The 14,538-nt window shown below is 63.8% G+C and carries 21 protein-coding genes; 14 read left to right on the top strand and 7 right to left on the bottom strand.

Translation table 11 applies throughout. The features are described 5' to 3' along the window. Window positions 1-70: 70 nt before the first annotated feature. From dut to QQL79_RS22015, 4 genes are read left to right on the top strand one after another with little or no spacing between them, the layout of a single operon-like run. Window positions 71-550, top strand: a complete 480-nt coding sequence (dut, locus tag QQL79_RS22030; protein WP_284394460.1) for a dUTP diphosphatase — start codon at window positions 71-73, stop codon at window positions 548-550. Between the two features lie 34 nt (window positions 551-584). Beyond that, window positions 585-1,340 carry a DUF2259 domain-containing protein gene (locus QQL79_RS22025; RefSeq protein ID WP_284394459.1) on the top strand — a complete coding sequence of 252 codons (756 nt, stop codon included), beginning with the start codon at window positions 585-587 and terminating at the stop codon, window positions 1,338-1,340. A gap of 32 nt (window positions 1,341-1,372) precedes the next feature. After that, complete coding sequence (locus tag QQL79_RS22020) at window positions 1,373-2,092, top strand: DUF2259 domain-containing protein (RefSeq protein WP_284394458.1); 720 nt, start codon at window positions 1,373-1,375, stop codon at window positions 2,090-2,092. Further along, complete coding sequence (locus tag QQL79_RS22015; RefSeq protein WP_284394456.1) at window positions 2,089-2,802, top strand: HesA/MoeB/ThiF family protein; 714 nt, start codon at window positions 2,089-2,091, stop codon at window positions 2,800-2,802. Before QQL79_RS22020 ends, QQL79_RS22015 begins: the two co-directional genes overlap by 4 nt. 71 nt (window positions 2,803-2,873) lie before the next feature. Here the strand turns inward: QQL79_RS22015 and QQL79_RS22010 are convergent, their stop codons facing one another. The 3 genes from QQL79_RS22010 to fabA form a co-directional block, all read right to left on the bottom strand. Next, a complete protein-coding gene (locus tag QQL79_RS22010; protein WP_284394455.1) occupies window positions 2,874-3,161 on the bottom strand; it encodes a GIY-YIG nuclease family protein in 288 nt (95 codons plus the stop codon). Window positions 3,162-3,242: 81 nt separating this feature from the next. Further along, complete coding sequence (fabB, locus tag QQL79_RS22005; RefSeq protein WP_284394454.1) at window positions 3,243-4,469, bottom strand: beta-ketoacyl-ACP synthase I; 1,227 nt, start codon at window positions 4,467-4,469, stop codon at window positions 3,243-3,245. A 105-nt stretch (window positions 4,470-4,574) separates the two neighbouring features. Further along, entirely contained in the window at window positions 4,575-5,099 is a 525-nt protein-coding gene (fabA, locus tag QQL79_RS22000; protein ID WP_284394453.1) for a 3-hydroxyacyl-[acyl-carrier-protein] dehydratase FabA, read from the bottom strand. Between the two features lie 185 nt (window positions 5,100-5,284). Between fabA and irrA the strand changes: the two genes are divergently transcribed. From irrA to QQL79_RS21980, 4 genes are all read left to right on the top strand, one after another. After that, the gene (gene irrA / locus QQL79_RS21995; protein WP_113121919.1) at window positions 5,285-5,728 is read left to right on the top strand and encodes an iron response transcriptional regulator IrrA; all 444 of its coding nucleotides are present in this window, start codon (window positions 5,285-5,287) and stop codon (window positions 5,726-5,728) included. A 66-nt stretch (window positions 5,729-5,794) separates the two neighbouring features. After that, window positions 5,795-6,055 carry an AbrB/MazE/SpoVT family DNA-binding domain-containing protein gene (locus QQL79_RS21990; protein ID WP_284394449.1) on the top strand — a complete coding sequence of 87 codons (261 nt, stop codon included), beginning with the start codon at window positions 5,795-5,797 and terminating at the stop codon, window positions 6,053-6,055. Next, a complete protein-coding gene (locus QQL79_RS21985; protein WP_284394447.1) occupies window positions 6,049-6,399 on the top strand; it encodes a type II toxin-antitoxin system PemK/MazF family toxin in 351 nt (116 codons plus the stop codon). Before QQL79_RS21990 ends, QQL79_RS21985 begins: the two co-directional genes overlap by 7 nt. Before the next feature lie 84 nt (window positions 6,400-6,483). After that, window positions 6,484-7,161 carry a class I SAM-dependent methyltransferase gene (locus QQL79_RS21980; protein ID WP_284394444.1) on the top strand — a complete coding sequence of 226 codons (678 nt, stop codon included), beginning with the start codon at window positions 6,484-6,486 and terminating at the stop codon, window positions 7,159-7,161. 183 nt (window positions 7,162-7,344) lie between these two features. Here the strand turns inward: QQL79_RS21980 and QQL79_RS21975 are convergent, their stop codons facing one another. Continuing rightward, on the bottom strand, window positions 7,345-7,596 hold the full coding sequence (locus QQL79_RS21975; protein ID WP_284394443.1) for a BrnA antitoxin family protein: 252 nt from the start codon (window positions 7,594-7,596) through the stop codon (window positions 7,345-7,347). Then, entirely contained in the window at window positions 7,577-7,852 is a 276-nt protein-coding gene (locus QQL79_RS21970; protein WP_284394442.1) for a BrnT family toxin, read from the bottom strand. Before QQL79_RS21970 ends, QQL79_RS21975 begins: the two co-directional genes overlap by 20 nt. Window positions 7,853-8,024: 172 nt before the next feature. On the opposite strand from QQL79_RS21970, the gene QQL79_RS21965 reads away from it, so the two are divergent. Genes QQL79_RS21965 through QQL79_RS21950 form a run of 4 tightly spaced genes read left to right on the top strand, consistent with a single transcriptional unit; the run spans window position 8,025 to window position 10,886 of the window. Then, window positions 8,025-8,861 carry an arylamine N-acetyltransferase family protein gene (locus tag QQL79_RS21965; RefSeq protein ID WP_284394440.1) on the top strand — a complete coding sequence of 279 codons (837 nt, stop codon included), beginning with the start codon at window positions 8,025-8,027 and terminating at the stop codon, window positions 8,859-8,861. After that, entirely contained in the window at window positions 8,862-9,458 is a 597-nt protein-coding gene (locus QQL79_RS21960; RefSeq protein ID WP_284394439.1) for a YdeI/OmpD-associated family protein, read from the top strand. It begins immediately after the preceding gene. After that, window positions 9,455-9,973, top strand: coding sequence for a DUF1697 domain-containing protein (locus QQL79_RS21955; protein WP_284394438.1), 519 nt, complete (start codon window positions 9,455-9,457; stop codon window positions 9,971-9,973). Before QQL79_RS21960 ends, QQL79_RS21955 begins: the two co-directional genes overlap by 4 nt. A 19-nt stretch (window positions 9,974-9,992) precedes the next feature. Beyond that, the gene (locus QQL79_RS21950; protein WP_284394436.1) at window positions 9,993-10,886 is read left to right on the top strand and encodes a ribokinase; all 894 of its coding nucleotides are present in this window, start codon (window positions 9,993-9,995) and stop codon (window positions 10,884-10,886) included. 9 nt (window positions 10,887-10,895) lie between these two features. On the opposite strand, the gene QQL79_RS21945 is transcribed toward QQL79_RS21950, so the two are convergent. Next, window positions 10,896-11,786 (bottom strand): LysR family transcriptional regulator, encoded by an 891-nt coding sequence (locus QQL79_RS21945; RefSeq protein ID WP_284394434.1) that lies wholly within the window; start codon window positions 11,784-11,786, stop codon window positions 10,896-10,898. A gap of 105 nt (window positions 11,787-11,891) precedes the next feature. Between QQL79_RS21945 and QQL79_RS21940 the strand changes: the two genes are divergently transcribed. After that, complete coding sequence (locus tag QQL79_RS21940; RefSeq protein ID WP_284394432.1) at window positions 11,892-12,515, top strand: NADPH-dependent F420 reductase; 624 nt, start codon at window positions 11,892-11,894, stop codon at window positions 12,513-12,515. Between the two features lie 389 nt (window positions 12,516-12,904). Here QQL79_RS21940 and infC read toward each other — a convergent pair whose 3' ends face one another. Then, window positions 12,905-13,441 (bottom strand): translation initiation factor IF-3, encoded by a 537-nt coding sequence (gene infC / locus QQL79_RS21935; protein WP_284394516.1) that lies wholly within the window; start codon window positions 13,439-13,441, stop codon window positions 12,905-12,907. Window positions 13,442-13,592: 151 nt separating this feature from the next. On the opposite strand from infC, the gene QQL79_RS21930 reads away from it, so the two are divergent. Continuing rightward, window positions 13,593-14,369 carry an alpha/beta hydrolase gene (locus tag QQL79_RS21930; RefSeq protein WP_284394431.1) on the top strand — a complete coding sequence of 259 codons (777 nt, stop codon included), beginning with the start codon at window positions 13,593-13,595 and terminating at the stop codon, window positions 14,367-14,369. Window positions 14,370-14,538: the final 169 nt, after the last annotated feature.

Below are 14,538 nucleotides of genomic sequence, written 5' to 3'. Positions count from 1 at the left end.
CCGAAATGGCCCCTTGCCCCTGCCTGCATATTGCGACAAGAGCTTAGGAACCCGAGAACAGGAACAGGCCATGGCGGAGCGCGGCAGCGTCGAAATCAAGATACTCGATCCCCGGCTGCAGCAATGGGGCCTGCCGCGCTACCAGACCGAAATGGCCGGCGCCGTCGACCTGCATGCCTGCCTCGACAGACCCATTCTGGTGGCCGCGCAGGAAGCGCCCGTGCTGGTGCCCTCGGGCTTTGCCATGCTGATGGGCGATCCGGGCATGGCCGCCATGATCATTCCCCGTTCGGGCGCGGGCCATAGACGCGGATTGGTGCTGGGCAATAGCGTGGGTCTGATCGATGCCGATTACACGGCCGAGATCATGATCAGCGTCTGGAACCGCAATCCGCCGGGGCACGACCCCATCGAAATCGTGCCGGGCGAGCGAATCGCCCAGATGATCTTCGTGCCGGTGCTGCGCCCAAGCTTCGCCCTGGTCGAGCAATTCAGCCGCAGCACCGAGCGCGGTGGCGGCGGGTTCGGCTCGACGGGTACGGGTCTCTAGCGGTCCAGACAAGGGAGGCCGGAGGAGCATGGGAATGATGGCAAAAGCGTTCATGGCCCGATTGGCCGCCGGTCTTATTGTCCTCATGGCCCTGATGCCGGCGGCCCAGGCCGGGGACCGGGCAGGGATCGACTTCGTCGGCTTTTCCGAAGATGGCGCCTATTTCGCCTTCGCTGAGTTCGGCATCCAGGAGGGCTCGGGCTTTGCCTATGCCAATCTGCATGTGATCGAGCTGGCGAGCGGGACGGAAGCCGAGGGCATGCCGGTCGAAATCCGCGTCGAGGACGAGCGCGTGACGATTGCTGCCGTCCGGGCCGCAGCGCTGGAACAGGCCCGGCCGCTGCTGGACCGGCTGGAGATCGGCCACCCCGCCGATATCCTGGCGCTCAAGGGCGATGGCGCCTTGGACACTGACGACCAAACCCTGCGCTTTGGCCGACCCGGCTATGGCATGAGCGCGCCTGACCAGGTCTACAAATTATCGCTGTCCGATGTCAGCCAGGGCATCGAGCCGCCCGAATGCGCCGCCTGGGGCGAGCGTCATGTCTGGGGCTTTGCCCTCAACCTCAGCGTGGATGGCAAAGCGCGCGAGGTCTATCGCGACAGTGCCATTGCCGAAAGCCGGGGCTGCCCGCAGGCCTATAGGCTCTATGCCGTGGTGACCCCGTTCGATGATCTGGCGGCCTTTGCACCGGAGCTGACCGAGGTCATGATCGCCATTGTCTCGGTCTATTCCATGGGCTTTGAAGGACCGGACCGGCGCTTTGTCGTGGTGCCCCTGGGCCAGTAGGATCGTCTTGCCGCCCCGATTGGAGCAATTGCATGCTGTCGAAAACCGTCAAAATCGCCATTGGCCTGCTGGCCCTCATGGTCCTGGCCCAACCCGCCTGGGCCGGGGACCGGGCCGGCGTCAATTTCATCGGCTTTTCCGGGAACGGCGCCTATTTCGCCTTCGAGGAATTCGGCATTCAGGATGGGTCGGGCTTTGCCTATGCCGATCTCTATGTGATCGACATGGCGGCCGATAAATGGGTCCGGGGCACGCCGGTCCGCATCCGGGTGGACAATGAAAATATCGGCCTCAATGAGGTCAGGGCGCGGGCGCGCAAACAGGCCCAGCCCGTGCTCGACCGGCTTGAGATCGAGATGCCGGTGGAGGTGCTGGCGCTCAATGGCGATGGCGCGCTGGGCACCAATCCGGGCCAGTTCCGGTTCGGCCTGCCCGGCTTCGGGCGCGACGAGCCGCGGGGCGATCATATGTTGACCCTGGCCAGCCACGTCGCCACCTCGCCCCTGCCCTGCGCCGACTGGTTCGGCATGCCGCCCCTGGGTTTCATGCTGTCACTGGACGAGCGCGTGCTCCATGACGAGACCGCCATTCCCGAATCGCGCGGCTGCGCCCAGGAATACCGGCTCTATGGCGTGGTGCAGCCCCTCTGGGCGCAGGCGATCGAGGAGGCCGTCGCCATTATCGCGGTCTATCCGGGGGGTTTTGAGGGACCCGACCGGCGCTTCATCGCCGTGCCGCTGGGCGAAAAATGAGTTTCTCGCTCGAAGAAAGCCGCCGCTATGCCCGGCACCTGGTGCTCAAGGGCATGGGCGGCGCCGGCCAGCAGGCCTTGCAACGCGCCCGCGTGCTGGTGGTGGGCGCGGGGGGCCTGGGCAGCCCCGTCATCGCCTATCTCGCGGGCGCGGGTGTCGGCGCGCTGGGCATTGTCGATCACGATACGGTTTCGCTGTCCAACCTGCAGCGGCAGGTGATCCACACCACAGCCGGGATCGGCGTGGGCAAGGTCGCCAGCGCTGCCGGATTTGCCGGGGCGCTCAACCCGCATGTGGGCGTGGTGCCCCATGCCGAGCGGCTCGACGCGAGCAATGTGGAGCGCCTGGTGGGCGCCTATGATCTGGTGCTGGACGGCACGGACAATCTTGCCACCCGCCGCATCGTGGCCGGCGCCGCAGAGCGGCTGGGCAAGCCCTTGGTCTCAGGCGCGGTCTCGATGTTTGACGGCCAGGTCACGGTATTCGCGCCGGGCGGCCCGGGCTTTGCCGCGCTTTACCCCGAAGACGCCGACGACGCCGACCTGCCAAGCTGCGAGGCCACCGGCATATTGGGCCCACTCACCGGGGTAATCGGCACGCTGATGGCCATGGAAGCCATCAAGCTCATCACCGGCATCGGCACCCCCCTGGTCGGCCGGGTGCTGACCTATGACGGCAAGGATGCGCGGTTTGCCGAGTTTTCGTATTGAGGGGGCCACAAGGTCCCCTCCTCACCGCCGCCTCCCGCGGACTTGATCCGCGGGTCTCTATCGGGCGCCGCTTAACCGGCAGCTATTCCCCAATAGAGATCATCCCATTCGGGATTGGCCTCTTCGATCAGGGCCACCTTCCACTCCGCCTTCCAATGCTTCATGGTGCGTTCGCGCTGCATGGCGCGATAAATGGTCTGGTGCTCCTCAAAATAAACCAGCCGATGCAGGTGGTACCGCTTGGTAAAGCTCGGAACGACCTCGTTTCTGTGCTGCCAGATGCGCTGCACAAGATTTGTCGTGGCGCCAATATAGAGCGTCCCGAATTTCCTGTTCGTGAGAATATAGACCCAAGCCATACATCAGCATGGGCGAAGAAAGACCCGCGGATCAAGTCCGCGGGAGGCGATTGTGGGGAGGAGAGTTAGGGACGAAATCCCTCACGCATCAATATGCTTGAACACCAGAGCAGCATTGGTGCCGCCGAAGCCGAAGGAATTGGAGAGGACCACGCCCAGGTCCACATCGTCCCGGCGCTGGCGCAGGATGGGCATGTCTTCGAAGGCCGGATCGAGCGTTTCGATATTGGCGCTGGCGGCGATGAAGCGGTGCTTCATCATCAGGATCGAATAGATCGATTCATGGACACCCGTGGCGCCCTGGCTGTGGCCGGTCAGCGACTTGGTGGCCGAGATGGGCGGGCATTTGCCGGCATCGCCGAAGACGGCGCGGATGGCCTCGATTTCCTTGACGTCGCCCACCGGGGTCGAGGTGGCGTGGGGATTGATATAGTCGACTTTGGGGCCGACATTTTTCAATGCCATCTGCATGCAGCGCACCGCGCCTTCCCCGGATGGGGCCACCATGTCGAGGCCGTCGGAGGTGGCGCCATAGCCCACCAGTTCGGCCCAGATCTTGGCGCCGCGCGCCTTGGCATGCTCATATTCCTCGAGCACCAGCACGCCCGCGCCGCCCGAGATGACAAAGCCATCGCGCGCCGCGTCGTAGCAGCGCGAGGCCCGCTCGGGGGTGGCGTTGAAATCCGAGCTCAGCGCGCCCATGGCGTCGAACAGGTCGGTCAGCGTCCAGTCGAGATCTTCGTGGCCGCCGGCAAAGACGATGTCCTGCTTGCCCAGCATGATCTGCTCCATGCCATTGCCGATGCAATGCTTGGAGGTGGCGCAGGCGGCGGTGATGGAATAGTTGACGCCCTTGATGCCGAAGGCAGTGGCGAGCGTCGCCGAGGCGGTCGAGCCCATGGCCTTGGGCACGGCCAGCGGCCCGATGCGCTTGGGGCTGGTATTCTTGCGGGTGATATCGGCCGCTTCGACAATGGTGCGGGTGGAGGAGCCGCCCGAGCCCATGACAATGCCGGTCATGGGGTTGGAAATATCGCTTTGCTCGAGCCCCGCATCGGCAATGGCCTGCTGCATGGCCAGGTAGTTCCAGGCCGCGCCCTGGCCCATGAAGCGGGTGACGCGGCGATCGAGCAGCTCGAAGGGGTCGAGGCGCGGATCGCCCTTGACGTGGCTGCGGAAACCCAGCTCGGCCTGATCCTGGGCAAAGACAATGCCGGGCCTGGCCGCCTTGAGGCTGGCGGTAACCTCGTCCAGGCTATTGCCGATCGAGGAAATGATACCCATGCCGGTGACGACAACTCGTCTCATTGCAACCTCGCTCCGTCGAAATTCAGGGCGCGCCCTTGGCGCGGGCGTCTCTTATTGTCTTGTACGACCATTAACTTCGTACAATTTCGTGTCATTGCACCCCTGTCAGGCGCTTTTTCCGCCCTCTGCGATAGGAATGAGGCCCACCCTGAGGTTCTCGGCGATATAAATGACTTCGCCATCGGCCTTTACGGTGCCTGTAGCGATGCCGAAGGGCAAGGGCGAACGCATCTGGCGCTTGATGTCGATGCGATATTCCAGCAGCTTCTTGTCCACCGTCGCCTGGCCGGTGAACTTGATTTCCCCGCCCAGTGCGCGGCCGCGGCCGGGCGAGCCGGACCAGCCCAGAAAGAAACCGGTCATCTGCCAAAGTGCGTCCAGCCCCAGGCATCCGGGCATCACGGGGTCGCCGATGAAATGGCAATTGAAAAACCAGAGGTCCGGCTTGAGGTCGAGTTCGGCAACGACAAAGCCCTTGCCATAGGCGCCGCCTTCGGCCTCGATCTGGGTGATGCGGTCGAACATCAGCATGGGTGGGGCCGGCAGACGGGCATCCATCTGGCCAGGCAGTTCGCCACGGCCATGGGCCAAAAGCTCTTCATACCCAAATGCGTTCTGCCGATCGGCCATTAAAAGTCCCCCGGTTAACCTTGAAGCTCGTCTCGTATAGGGGGCGGCTCAGAGGGTCAATAGTGCCACCGCACCGCTTGTGGCCGCAGCATGGGGCCTGCGGCACCTGTGACGCTTGTGTGAAAAACCCGCGATAGCTATAAGGAGCTTAGGTTTCCGGCCCTTTGATGAAGTAAAAGGACCCAATGTCAGATCGTACCCAGACCGCCCGGTCAGTTCCCTCGCGCAAACCGTGCCTCACCGCCGTGTTGCGCATGGCCGGTCTCCGTCCGACCCGGCAGCGCGTGGCGCTGGCCGAATTGCTGTTCGGCGGCCCCCATCGCCATGTCAGCGCCGAGCAATTGCATGACGAGGCGAGCCAGTCGCGCGTCAATGTTTCGCTGGCCACCATCTACAATACGCTGCACCAGTTCCATGAAGCCGGGCTCCTGCGTGAAGTGGCGGTGGATGCCTCGCGCTCCTATTTCGATACCGACACGTCCGACCACCATCACTTCTACGTGGAAGACGAGCAGCGCATGATCGACATTCCGGCCAGCTCGGTCGAATTCGCCGCCCTGCCCGATGCCCCCAAGGGCATGAAGGTGAGCCATGTCGACGTGGTGATCCGGGTCCGCAAGGCGCAGTAGGATTTTCGGCTGCCTTGTTTCCAGCGGCGTTGTAAGTTATATTGTGGTATAACTTACGAGGTTGTGATGACTGCTGCAAAGCTGCGCAAGGTCGGCGGCTCGGCCATGCTGGCCATTCCGCCCGAATTGCTCGAGACCATGAGCGTCAAGATCGGCGCGGTCTTCGACATTTCAGTTGAGGACGGTGCTCTGGTGGCCAAGCCCTCCAGGCCCAAATATTCCCTGCAGCAATTGCTGGCCGAGGAAAAGGCCGCCGGTATCGACGCCTTGGCGGAGGCCGACAGGGACTGGCTGGATGCTCCGCCCGTGGGGCGCGAGACTTGGTAAGAAAGCAGATTGCCGAGCGTGGGGAGATTTATCATCTCGATCTGCGCCCTTCGGCTGGCCGCGAGCAGACCGGCAAACACTATGTCTTGATCCTCACCACGCGTGATTATAACGCGACCCACCTGCCTTATGTCGCTCCGATTACCACCGTGGGCAATGCATCGCGGGCCGGTGGCACCTATGTCAGCCTTTCAGGAGCGGGAACCTCGGTTACGGGGATCATTCAACTCGATCAGGTCAAAGCGGTCGATCTGGTCGCGCGAAATGCCAGCAAGACCGGTGAAGCGGTGCCGGCAGACATTATCGAGGATGTCCTGGCCCGGCTGGCAGCGATTTTCGAATAGGCAGCGCCGGAAGGCGGCCGGCTTGACGCCCGAACCATTCATGTAACATTGTAAGTTACATTTAATCTGGAATGGATCGAGCCCATGAAACCGAACCCCTTCGATGGGCATGCCAGCAGCAGCTATGCCAAGGGCCCGCCGCGGCAGGTGCCGGGCTATGGGAGCCTGCATCGCATGATCTCGCTGCTGCTGGCCGAGACAGTGCCGGCCGATGGCCGTGTGCTGGTGCTGGGGGCCGGGGGCGGGCTGGAGCTTCAGGCGCTGGCCGAGGCGCATCCAGGATGGTCGTTCGACGGGGTGGACCCATCGGCCGATATGCTGGACCTGGCGCGGGAAACCAGCGCCGCCCATGGCGCGCGCATCAGGCTGCATCACGGCTATGCCGGGGATGCGCCGGAATGCCCGTTCGACGCGGCGACGAGCCTTTTGACCTTTCATTTCATCGCCCGCGACCAGCGCCTTGCAACGCTGAGCGAACTGCGCCGGCGCCTCAAGCCGGGCGCGCCGCTGGTGCTGGCCCATATCAGCTTTCCCCAGACCGAACCCGAACGCTCGCACTGGATCGCCCGCCATGTCGCCTTCTCGGCCGCCGATGGCGCCGATCCCGCCCAATTGGCCAGCGCCCGCCAAGCCATCGGCACGCGGCTATCGATCCTCTCGCCGGAGGAGGAGGAAGCCATGTTGCAGGAAGCAGGCTTTACCCATGTCAGCCTCTTTTACGCCGGCTTGAGCTTCAAGGGCTGGATCGCCTACGCCGATTGAGCCGCACGGTCGACGTTCAGTAAGCCGGATGCTCCACCGAGCCGCAAAATCCTCGCACACCACCGCCGCCTCCCTCGGGCTTGATCCGAGGGTCGTTCGCCGCGTGTGCCGGACTGGGAAAGGCCCTCGGGTCAAGCCCGAGGGAAGCGATCGTGGGTGGGTGGCGCTAGGGGCTCGGCCGGCCTACTTCCTCAGCGTCTTGGCATAGGATTCCAGCACGGCATTCATGCGGGTCTGGTAGCCCTTGCCGGTAGCCTTATAGGCCTCAAGGACCGATTTCTTGACGCGGAGCGTGATCTGTTGCGTGCCGTCCGGCTCGACCAGACGGGCATTGGCCCAAAACGCATCGTCCAGTTCGGGGATATCGCTATAGTCGATCTGCTCGTCCTTGCGGTTGGCCAGCTCGGCAAGGCGTTTATCGGAGATGGTCGTCATAGATTGCCCTTTCACGCTGATTGGCAAGCCGCGCAGAAATGATGCGGGTCGTGCCATTGCGGTCGGTATGCACCACGGTCACCGCCACAACTTCACGGATCAAGCCGATGCTCACCGTCCTCACCTCGCCATAGTCGAAACGCATATCGACCCAGGAAAAGACCGGTCCGGTAAAAATCAGCTGTGCTTCTTCAAAGCTGATCCCATGTTTGAGCCGGTTGGCGCGGTTCTTGGCGCTATCCCATTCATATGGCATACAATGTATCTACTCTTGTAGTTACAATCAAGGCCGGGCACTCTTGTCGTGATGGCCTGCTGGCACTATCCACGTCACCGCCACATCGGGAAAGCCTTTAGGGGGACGGTGACAAAGCGGTGGTGGATCGCCCATATTGCGCTTGCGACGGAAACAGCCTCAAGGGTGGCCGATGAGCCAAAAGGTCAATCTAAACGCCTATTTCGAGCGAATCGGATTTGCCGGATCGATCGCCCCGAGTCTGGCCACACTCGAATTGCTGCATGAATTGCACCCCGCGGCGATCCCGTTTGAAAATCTCAGCCCCCTGCTCGGCCTGCCCGTGGCGCTGGACCAGCAGAGTCTTGAAAAAAAGCTGCTCGGGGAAAAGCGGGGCGGCTATTGCTTCGAGCATAATATGCTGCTCAAGCGCATGCTGGCCGAGCTCGACTATTCCGTCCGCGGGCTGGCCGCCACCGTGCTGTGGAGCGATCCCGAGGCCGTCAAGGAGCGGCCCGACCATATGCTGGTGGCGGTCGATATCAGCGGGGCCACCTATATTGCCGATGTTGGCTTTGGCGGGTTGACGCTGACCGCGCCGCTGCGACTGCGTGCCGATGTGGAGCAGCAGACCCCGCACGAGACCTATCGCTTCACCGGAGGCGACCCCGAATGGCGGCTTGAGGTCAAGCTGGGGGACGACTGGCGGGTGCTCTATAGCTTTACCACCGAGGAATGGGGCGACGCCGCTTACGAGCCGATCAATGCGGTGATTTCGGGCGATCCGGCCTCTCCTTTCACCAAGCAATTGCGTGTGGCGCTTTCGCCCAAGGGGCAGCGCATCAAGCTGCTTAACAATCGCCTCACCATCGAACCGCTGGAAGGCGAGCCCGAGCAAAGGCTGCTGACCAGCGTCGCCGAATTGCGCGAGGTGCTGAGCGGCACATTCGGCATCGGGCTGCCGGCGGCCGAATTGCTGGACCCCAAGCTCGAAGTCATCCTGGCCGATGCCGGCGTGGCCGAGGTCTAGATGCCCCCGGTCATCGTCGACCCGGAACGGGTCCGGGAATTTGCCGATTTCGACGCCTTTTACGACTGGCTTGGGGCCAACCATGCCAGCGCCGAGGAAGTGTGGATCCGCATTTTCAAGAAGGCCAGCGGAAGGCCCACCATCAGCTCGGTCGAGGCGATCGAGGTGGTATTGTGCTGGGGCTGGATCGACGGCATCCGCAAGAGCTGGGACGATATTTCCTTCGTGCAGCGCTATTGCCCGCGCCGGGGCCGCAGCACCTGGAGCCAGATCAATCGCGACAATGTCGCCCGGATGATCGAGGCCGGGAAAATGACCGCGCATGGGCTGGCCCAGGTCGACAAGGCCAAGGCCGATGGGCGGTGGGATGCGGCCTATGCGATGAACATGGAGCCGCCTGCCGAGCTTTTGGCCGCCATCGAGGCCAGCCCCCTTGCCCATGAGGTCTACCAAACGCTGACCGCGCAGAACCGGTTCGCGCTGATCTTTCGCACCCACAATATGAAGACCCCGGCCGGGCGCGCCAAAAGAATCGCCGATTTCGTCGCCATGCTGGAGCGGGGCGAGACCATCTATCCGCAAAAGGGCAAGCGGTGAGCCGCCATGTGGCGCTGCTGCGCGGCGTCAATCTGGGCAAAAGGCAGGTCAAATCGGCCGAACTGGTCGCAGCCTTCCAAGCCATGGGCTTTGCCAATGTCAAAACCCTTTTGGCCAGCGGCAATGTGCTGTTCGACGGGGCGCCGGAACGCGGTGGAATCGAGGCCGCGCTGGAGCAGCATTTCGGCTTTGCGATCGGCACCGTGCTGCGCACGCAGGAGGAGATGCGGGCGCTGGTGGCGCGCGATCCGTTCAAGGGGCGGAGCGAGGATGCCGATACCAAGCTCTATGTCACTTTCCTTGCCGAGCCCGATGCCCGTACCCTGCCCATGCCCTGCGCTATTGCGGGGGATTTCGAGGTGGTGGAAATAACCGAGCGGGAAGTGTTCATGCTGGCCCATCGCCTGCCCAATGGCCGGTTCGGGCTGGGCATGGATAGGATCGGCAAACATTTCGGCACGAAGCGCCTCTGGACCTCGCGCAATTTCAATACCGTGCTAAAAGCCGCCGCATGACGCGTCAGGGAGGCCCCACATGATCACCGTTTTCGGCTCGACCAATCTCGATCAGGTCGGCACTGTCAGCCGCTTGCCCAAGCCGGGCGAGACCGTGGCGGGCGGCACCTTTTCGATGGCGGCGGGCGGCAAGGGCGCCAATCAGGCCCTGGCGGCGCGGCGGGCCGGGGCCGAGGTCCGGCACTTTTCGGCGGTGGGCGCCGATGCCTTTGCCGATCTGGCGCTCGAACTGCTCAAGGCCGATGGCGTCGATCTCACTAGTCTCAAGATTTCCAGCGGCCCCACCGGCATTGCCATGATCTTCGTCGATGGCCATGGCGAAAATGTCATTGCCGTGCTGCCCGGAGCCAATGGCACGCTGACGCCGGACGATGCCGACAAGGCCCTGGCCGGGCTGGGTGAGGGCGCGGTGCTCATGCTGCAGCAGGAAATCCCGCAAGCCGCGACCGAGCGCGCGCTGGACCTGGCGCGGGCGCAGGGGGTCATTTCCATTCTCAATACCGCGCCCTTTCTCGAGGATACCAAATCCATCGCGCCCAAGGCAGCGATCCTGGTCGCCAACGAGACCGAATTCGGCCTGCTCAGCGGCACCGGCATCGAAGAGCTCGATGCGGCCATGCTGGAATGGTCGACCGCCCATGACCAGACGGTGATCGTGACTTTGGGTCCCGATGGCGCCAAGGCGGCGACGCGGACGGGGGTGATCTCGGTGCCCGCCATGAAGGTCAAGCCGGTCGATACGGTGGGGGCCGGCGACACGTTCTGCGGCTATCTCGCCGCAGGGCTCGATAGCGGGCTCGACCTTGAGGCCGCCATGCGCCGCGCCGCGGTGGCGGCTAGCCTGGCCTGCCTCAATCCCGGCGCGCAGCCGGCCATTCCCTATGCCAGGGATGTCGCGGCGGCGCTGGATTAGGCTTTCCCCTCAGCTATCCTTCAGCCCCTCGGCCACGGCCTCGATAAGAGCCGTGACCCGGCGCGGTACCAGGCGCCGGCTGGGGTGGATGGTATAGATGGGCCTTGTCGGCAGGGCCCAGTCGGCCAAAACCTGCACCAGCGCGCCACTGGCGAGATCGTCGGCCACCAGATCGAGCGGCGAGCAGATAATGCCGGCCCCGGCCAGGGCGGCGGCACGCTGGGCCTCGCCATTGTCGATCTCGATATTGCCCTGCACCGCCACCGTGAAGGGGGTGCCGTCGGGTTTGAGGAAGGGCCAGCGGTTGCGCGGGATGAGGTTGAGATTGAGTACGCAATTGCGGCGCGCCAGCTCGTCAGGATGGTTGGGTGCGCCGAAGCGCGCGAGATGTTCGGGCGCGGCGCAGCAGACGAAGCGATAGGTGCCGACGCGCCGGGCAATCATGGTGGATGGCTGCAGCTCGCCGATGCGCACGGCCAGGTCATAGCCCTCCTCGACCAGATCGACGCGGCGATCGGTGAGGCTCATTTCCACCACCACCTCGGGATGGACAGCGGTGAAGCGCGCCATGATGGCGGGCAGGCGCTTGATGCCGATTGTCGTCGGCCCGCTGAGCCGGATGCGGCCGGAGAGGCGCGCGCTTTCGGGCTGGGCCAGTTCGTCCAGCTCCTCGGAAGCGGCGATCACCGCCTCGGCCCGCGCCAGGAACTGGCTGCCCAGCTCGGTCAGGCGCTGGCTGCGCGTGGTGCGCTCGATCAGCCGGCTGGCATAGCGTTCCTCCAGCGCCTGGATGCGGCGCCCGACCATGGCGGGGGAAATGCCGAGCTGGCGGGCCGCCGCGGCAAAGCTGCCGGTGCGGGCGGCCGCGATGAAGGTTTGCAGGGCGACGAAATCGGCCATTCGATAGTATTATGCAATTAAGTTCTCCCATTCCAGCCAATTCTCGAAGCAATGGCGCTGCCCTATTTGTCTGGCATCGCAATGACCTCTACGGGAGATATCGACATGACCATCGCAATCATCGGGCTGGGCAATATGGGCAAGGGCCTGGCCACCCGCCTGGCCGGCAAGACCCAATTGGTGCTGGGCGCACGCGACCAGGGCAAGGCCTCGGCCTTCGCCGCCACGCTGGGCGGAGAGGCCCTGGTCGCCAGCCCCGAAGAGGCCGCGGCCCGGGCCGATATCGTGGTGCTGGCCCTGCCCTTTGCGGCGGCGCTCGACTTCGCCAAATCCCCGGCCTTGGCCGGCAAGACCCTTGTCGATATCAGCAACCCGATCAAACCGGATTTTTCGGGCCTGGCCTTCGGCTTTGACACATCGGCCGCCGAGCAATTGCAGGCGGCGGCGCCCCAGGCCTATGTGGTCAAGGCCTATAACACGATCTTTTCGGCCCTGTTCGCCCTGCCCGCCGCCCAGACTGCCGATGTGCCGGTGTTTCTCGCCGGCAATGACGAGGCGGCGATCGGCAAGGTCGAAGAGTTGGTCAAGCTGTCGGGCTTTGCCGTCGAAAAATCCGGCACACTCGACGCCGCCCGGCTGATCGAACCAGTCGGCATGCTCAATATAAGGCTGGGTTTCGCCCAGGGCCTGGGCACGGGGATCGCGCCGAGTTGGGTACGGGTGGGCTGAGGGCAGCTCAGCCTTTCGCGCCACGCATCTTCCCAACTGCTTCCACACCCACCGCGCCTCCCTCGGGCTCGACCCGAGGGCCATTCTCCACATGGCACAAGCGGCAAGTGGTCCTCGGGTCAAGCCCGAGGAAGGCGATTGTGGGAGTGAGCGTGATGACCACGCCCCACCCACCGGGTCATTCCGGCGCAGGCCGGAATCCATGCTGTGCCCGCTCCGCATATCCGATGCCTGGATAGCCTTCAGTATGGATCCCGGTCGGAGCCTGTCCTCGGGCGCGAAGCGTCCCGGGGGCCGGGATGACATCGTGGCTAGTTGATGCATGGCGGAATAAACAAAAAAGGCAGGCCCCGTGGGACCTGCCTTTTTGCATTTTCTTGGGGTGGCGCTTACTTGGGCGCCAGCACCATGACCATCTGGCGGCCTTCCGAGCGTGGCTGGCTCTCGACCTTGGCCACGGCATCCATCTGCTCCTTGACCTTGACGAGCAGCTGCATGCCCAGTTCCTGGTGCGCCATTTCGCGGCCACGGAACCGCATGGTCACCTTGACCCGGTCGCCGTCGTCGAGAAAGCGTTGCACGGCCTTCATCTTGGTCTCGTAGTCATGCGTGTCGATATTGGGACGCAGCTGGACTTCCTTGACCTCGATCACCTTCTGCTTCTTGCGGGCCTCGGCAGCTTTCTTCTGCGCGGCATATTTGAAGCGCCCGAGGTCGAGCATCTTGGCGACCGGCGGATTGGCGTTGGGAGAGATCAGAACGAGATCGAGGCCCTGCTCCTGGGCTTCGGCAAGCGCTTCACGGGTCTTGACGATCCCGCGGTTCTCGCCTTCGGCATCGATAAGCTGGACGTCGGGGCTGGCAATATCCTCGTTGGAGAGCGGCCCATCTTTCTGGGGCGCGACGGGTCTCATGGGACGGCGAATGGCGGGGATCCTTGTGTTGTTAAGCCGTTTGGTGAAATCGGCCATAAAATCGTGTTAGCGGGGACATAAGTCAACTGGCAAACCGGGCTATATTGCGCCCGTTTGTCACCTTGAACCGCTCCAGTGACGTCAATTGCAGAGTGCCGGCCCCATGTCTACCATCAATGCCTTCTCCCTTCCCGTTGGTTCAGCCGCCCAGGGCCGCGATATCGCGGTCGAACAGCGCCCCGGCACGGCCCCGGGCCTGTTCTGGCTGGGCGGCTTCCGCTCTGACATGGCGGGGTCCAAGGCGATGGCGCTCGACAGCCTGGGCGCCGAAAACGGCTTTGCCGTGACGCGGTTCGACTATTCCGGCCATGGCCGCTCGGGCGGGGCGTTCGACGATGGCACGATCAGCCGCTGGCTCGAAGAGGCCGAGGCGGTCCTGGCCAGGACCCATGGGCCGCAGATCATTGTCGGCTCGTCCATGGGCGGGTGGCTCGCGCTGCTGCTGGTCAAGGCCCTGCGCCGGCGCGGCGACGCCCGCGCCCATGGCCTGGTGCTGATCGCTCCGGCGGTGGATATGACGCGCGAATTGATGCTGCCCGGCTTTACACCGGAGGAGCATGAGAGCCTGCAGAACAATGGCCATGTCGACCAGCCCAGCCAATATTCGGACACGCCCTATCGCATCACCCGCGCGCTGATCGAGGATGGCGAACGCCACCTGCTGTTTGGCAGCGTGATCGAAACCGGCTGCCCGGTGACGATCCTGCAGGGCGGACAGGACCCCGACGTGCCCCAGGCCCATGCCATAAGGCTCGTCACCCATATCCTGCACGATCCGGTGACGCTGACCCTCATCCCCGACGGCGACCACCGATTGAGCCGGGACGAGGATTTGCTGCGGCTCAAGGCGGCGGTGATGGCGCTGGTGGAGGCGGTTTAGGGTTTCGTTTTCCCCACATCCCTGCACGGCGCTCCATGCTTCCCACCCACCGGCGCCTCCCTCGGGCTTGACCCGAGGGCCATTTCCAACCCGGCACAAGCGGCGAGTGGCCCTCGGATCAAGTCCGAGGGAAGCGATGTGGATGGAAAAGCCGGAAGCACCCGGCCTC

Source organism: Devosia yakushimensis (assembly GCF_030159855.1).
Lineage (GTDB): Bacteria > Pseudomonadota > Alphaproteobacteria > Rhizobiales > Devosiaceae > Devosia > Devosia yakushimensis.
This window is presented reverse-complemented; position numbering and strand designations above follow the sequence as displayed.

Coding starts and splice junctions, on each gene's coding strand:
- QQL79_RS21980 (WP_284394444.1), top strand. CDS start 6,484: ATGAAACCGAACCCCTTCGATGGGCATGCCAGCAGCAGCTATGCCAAG.
- QQL79_RS22020 (WP_284394458.1), top strand. CDS start 1,373: ATGCTGTCGAAAACCGTCAAAATCGCCATTGGCCTGCTGGCCCTCATG.
- QQL79_RS21940 (WP_284394432.1), top strand. CDS start 11,892: ATGACCATCGCAATCATCGGGCTGGGCAATATGGGCAAGGGCCTGGCC.
- QQL79_RS21960 (WP_284394439.1), top strand. CDS start 8,862: ATGCCCCCGGTCATCGTCGACCCGGAACGGGTCCGGGAATTTGCCGAT.
- QQL79_RS21965 (WP_284394440.1), top strand. CDS start 8,025: ATGAGCCAAAAGGTCAATCTAAACGCCTATTTCGAGCGAATCGGATTT.
- QQL79_RS21930 (WP_284394431.1), top strand. CDS start 13,593: ATGTCTACCATCAATGCCTTCTCCCTTCCCGTTGGTTCAGCCGCCCAG.
- QQL79_RS21990 (WP_284394449.1), top strand. CDS start 5,795: ATGACTGCTGCAAAGCTGCGCAAGGTCGGCGGCTCGGCCATGCTGGCC.
- QQL79_RS22010 (WP_284394455.1), bottom strand. CDS start 3,161: ATGGCTTGGGTCTATATTCTCACGAACAGGAAATTCGGGACGCTCTAT.
- QQL79_RS21970 (WP_284394442.1), bottom strand. CDS start 7,852: ATGCCATATGAATGGGATAGCGCCAAGAACCGCGCCAACCGGCTCAAA.
- QQL79_RS21950 (WP_284394436.1), top strand. CDS start 9,993: ATGATCACCGTTTTCGGCTCGACCAATCTCGATCAGGTCGGCACTGTC.
- fabB (WP_284394454.1), bottom strand. CDS start 4,469: ATGAGACGAGTTGTCGTCACCGGCATGGGTATCATTTCCTCGATCGGC.
- QQL79_RS21975 (WP_284394443.1), bottom strand. CDS start 7,596: ATGACGACCATCTCCGATAAACGCCTTGCCGAGCTGGCCAACCGCAAG.
- fabA (WP_284394453.1), bottom strand. CDS start 5,099: ATGGCCGATCGGCAGAACGCATTTGGGTATGAAGAGCTTTTGGCCCAT.
- dut (WP_284394460.1), top strand. CDS start 71: ATGGCGGAGCGCGGCAGCGTCGAAATCAAGATACTCGATCCCCGGCTG.
- irrA (WP_113121919.1), top strand. CDS start 5,285: ATGTCAGATCGTACCCAGACCGCCCGGTCAGTTCCCTCGCGCAAACCG.
- QQL79_RS21945 (WP_284394434.1), bottom strand. CDS start 11,786: ATGGCCGATTTCGTCGCCCTGCAAACCTTCATCGCGGCCGCCCGCACC.
- QQL79_RS22015 (WP_284394456.1), top strand. CDS start 2,089: ATGAGTTTCTCGCTCGAAGAAAGCCGCCGCTATGCCCGGCACCTGGTG.
- QQL79_RS22025 (WP_284394459.1), top strand. CDS start 585: ATGATGGCAAAAGCGTTCATGGCCCGATTGGCCGCCGGTCTTATTGTC.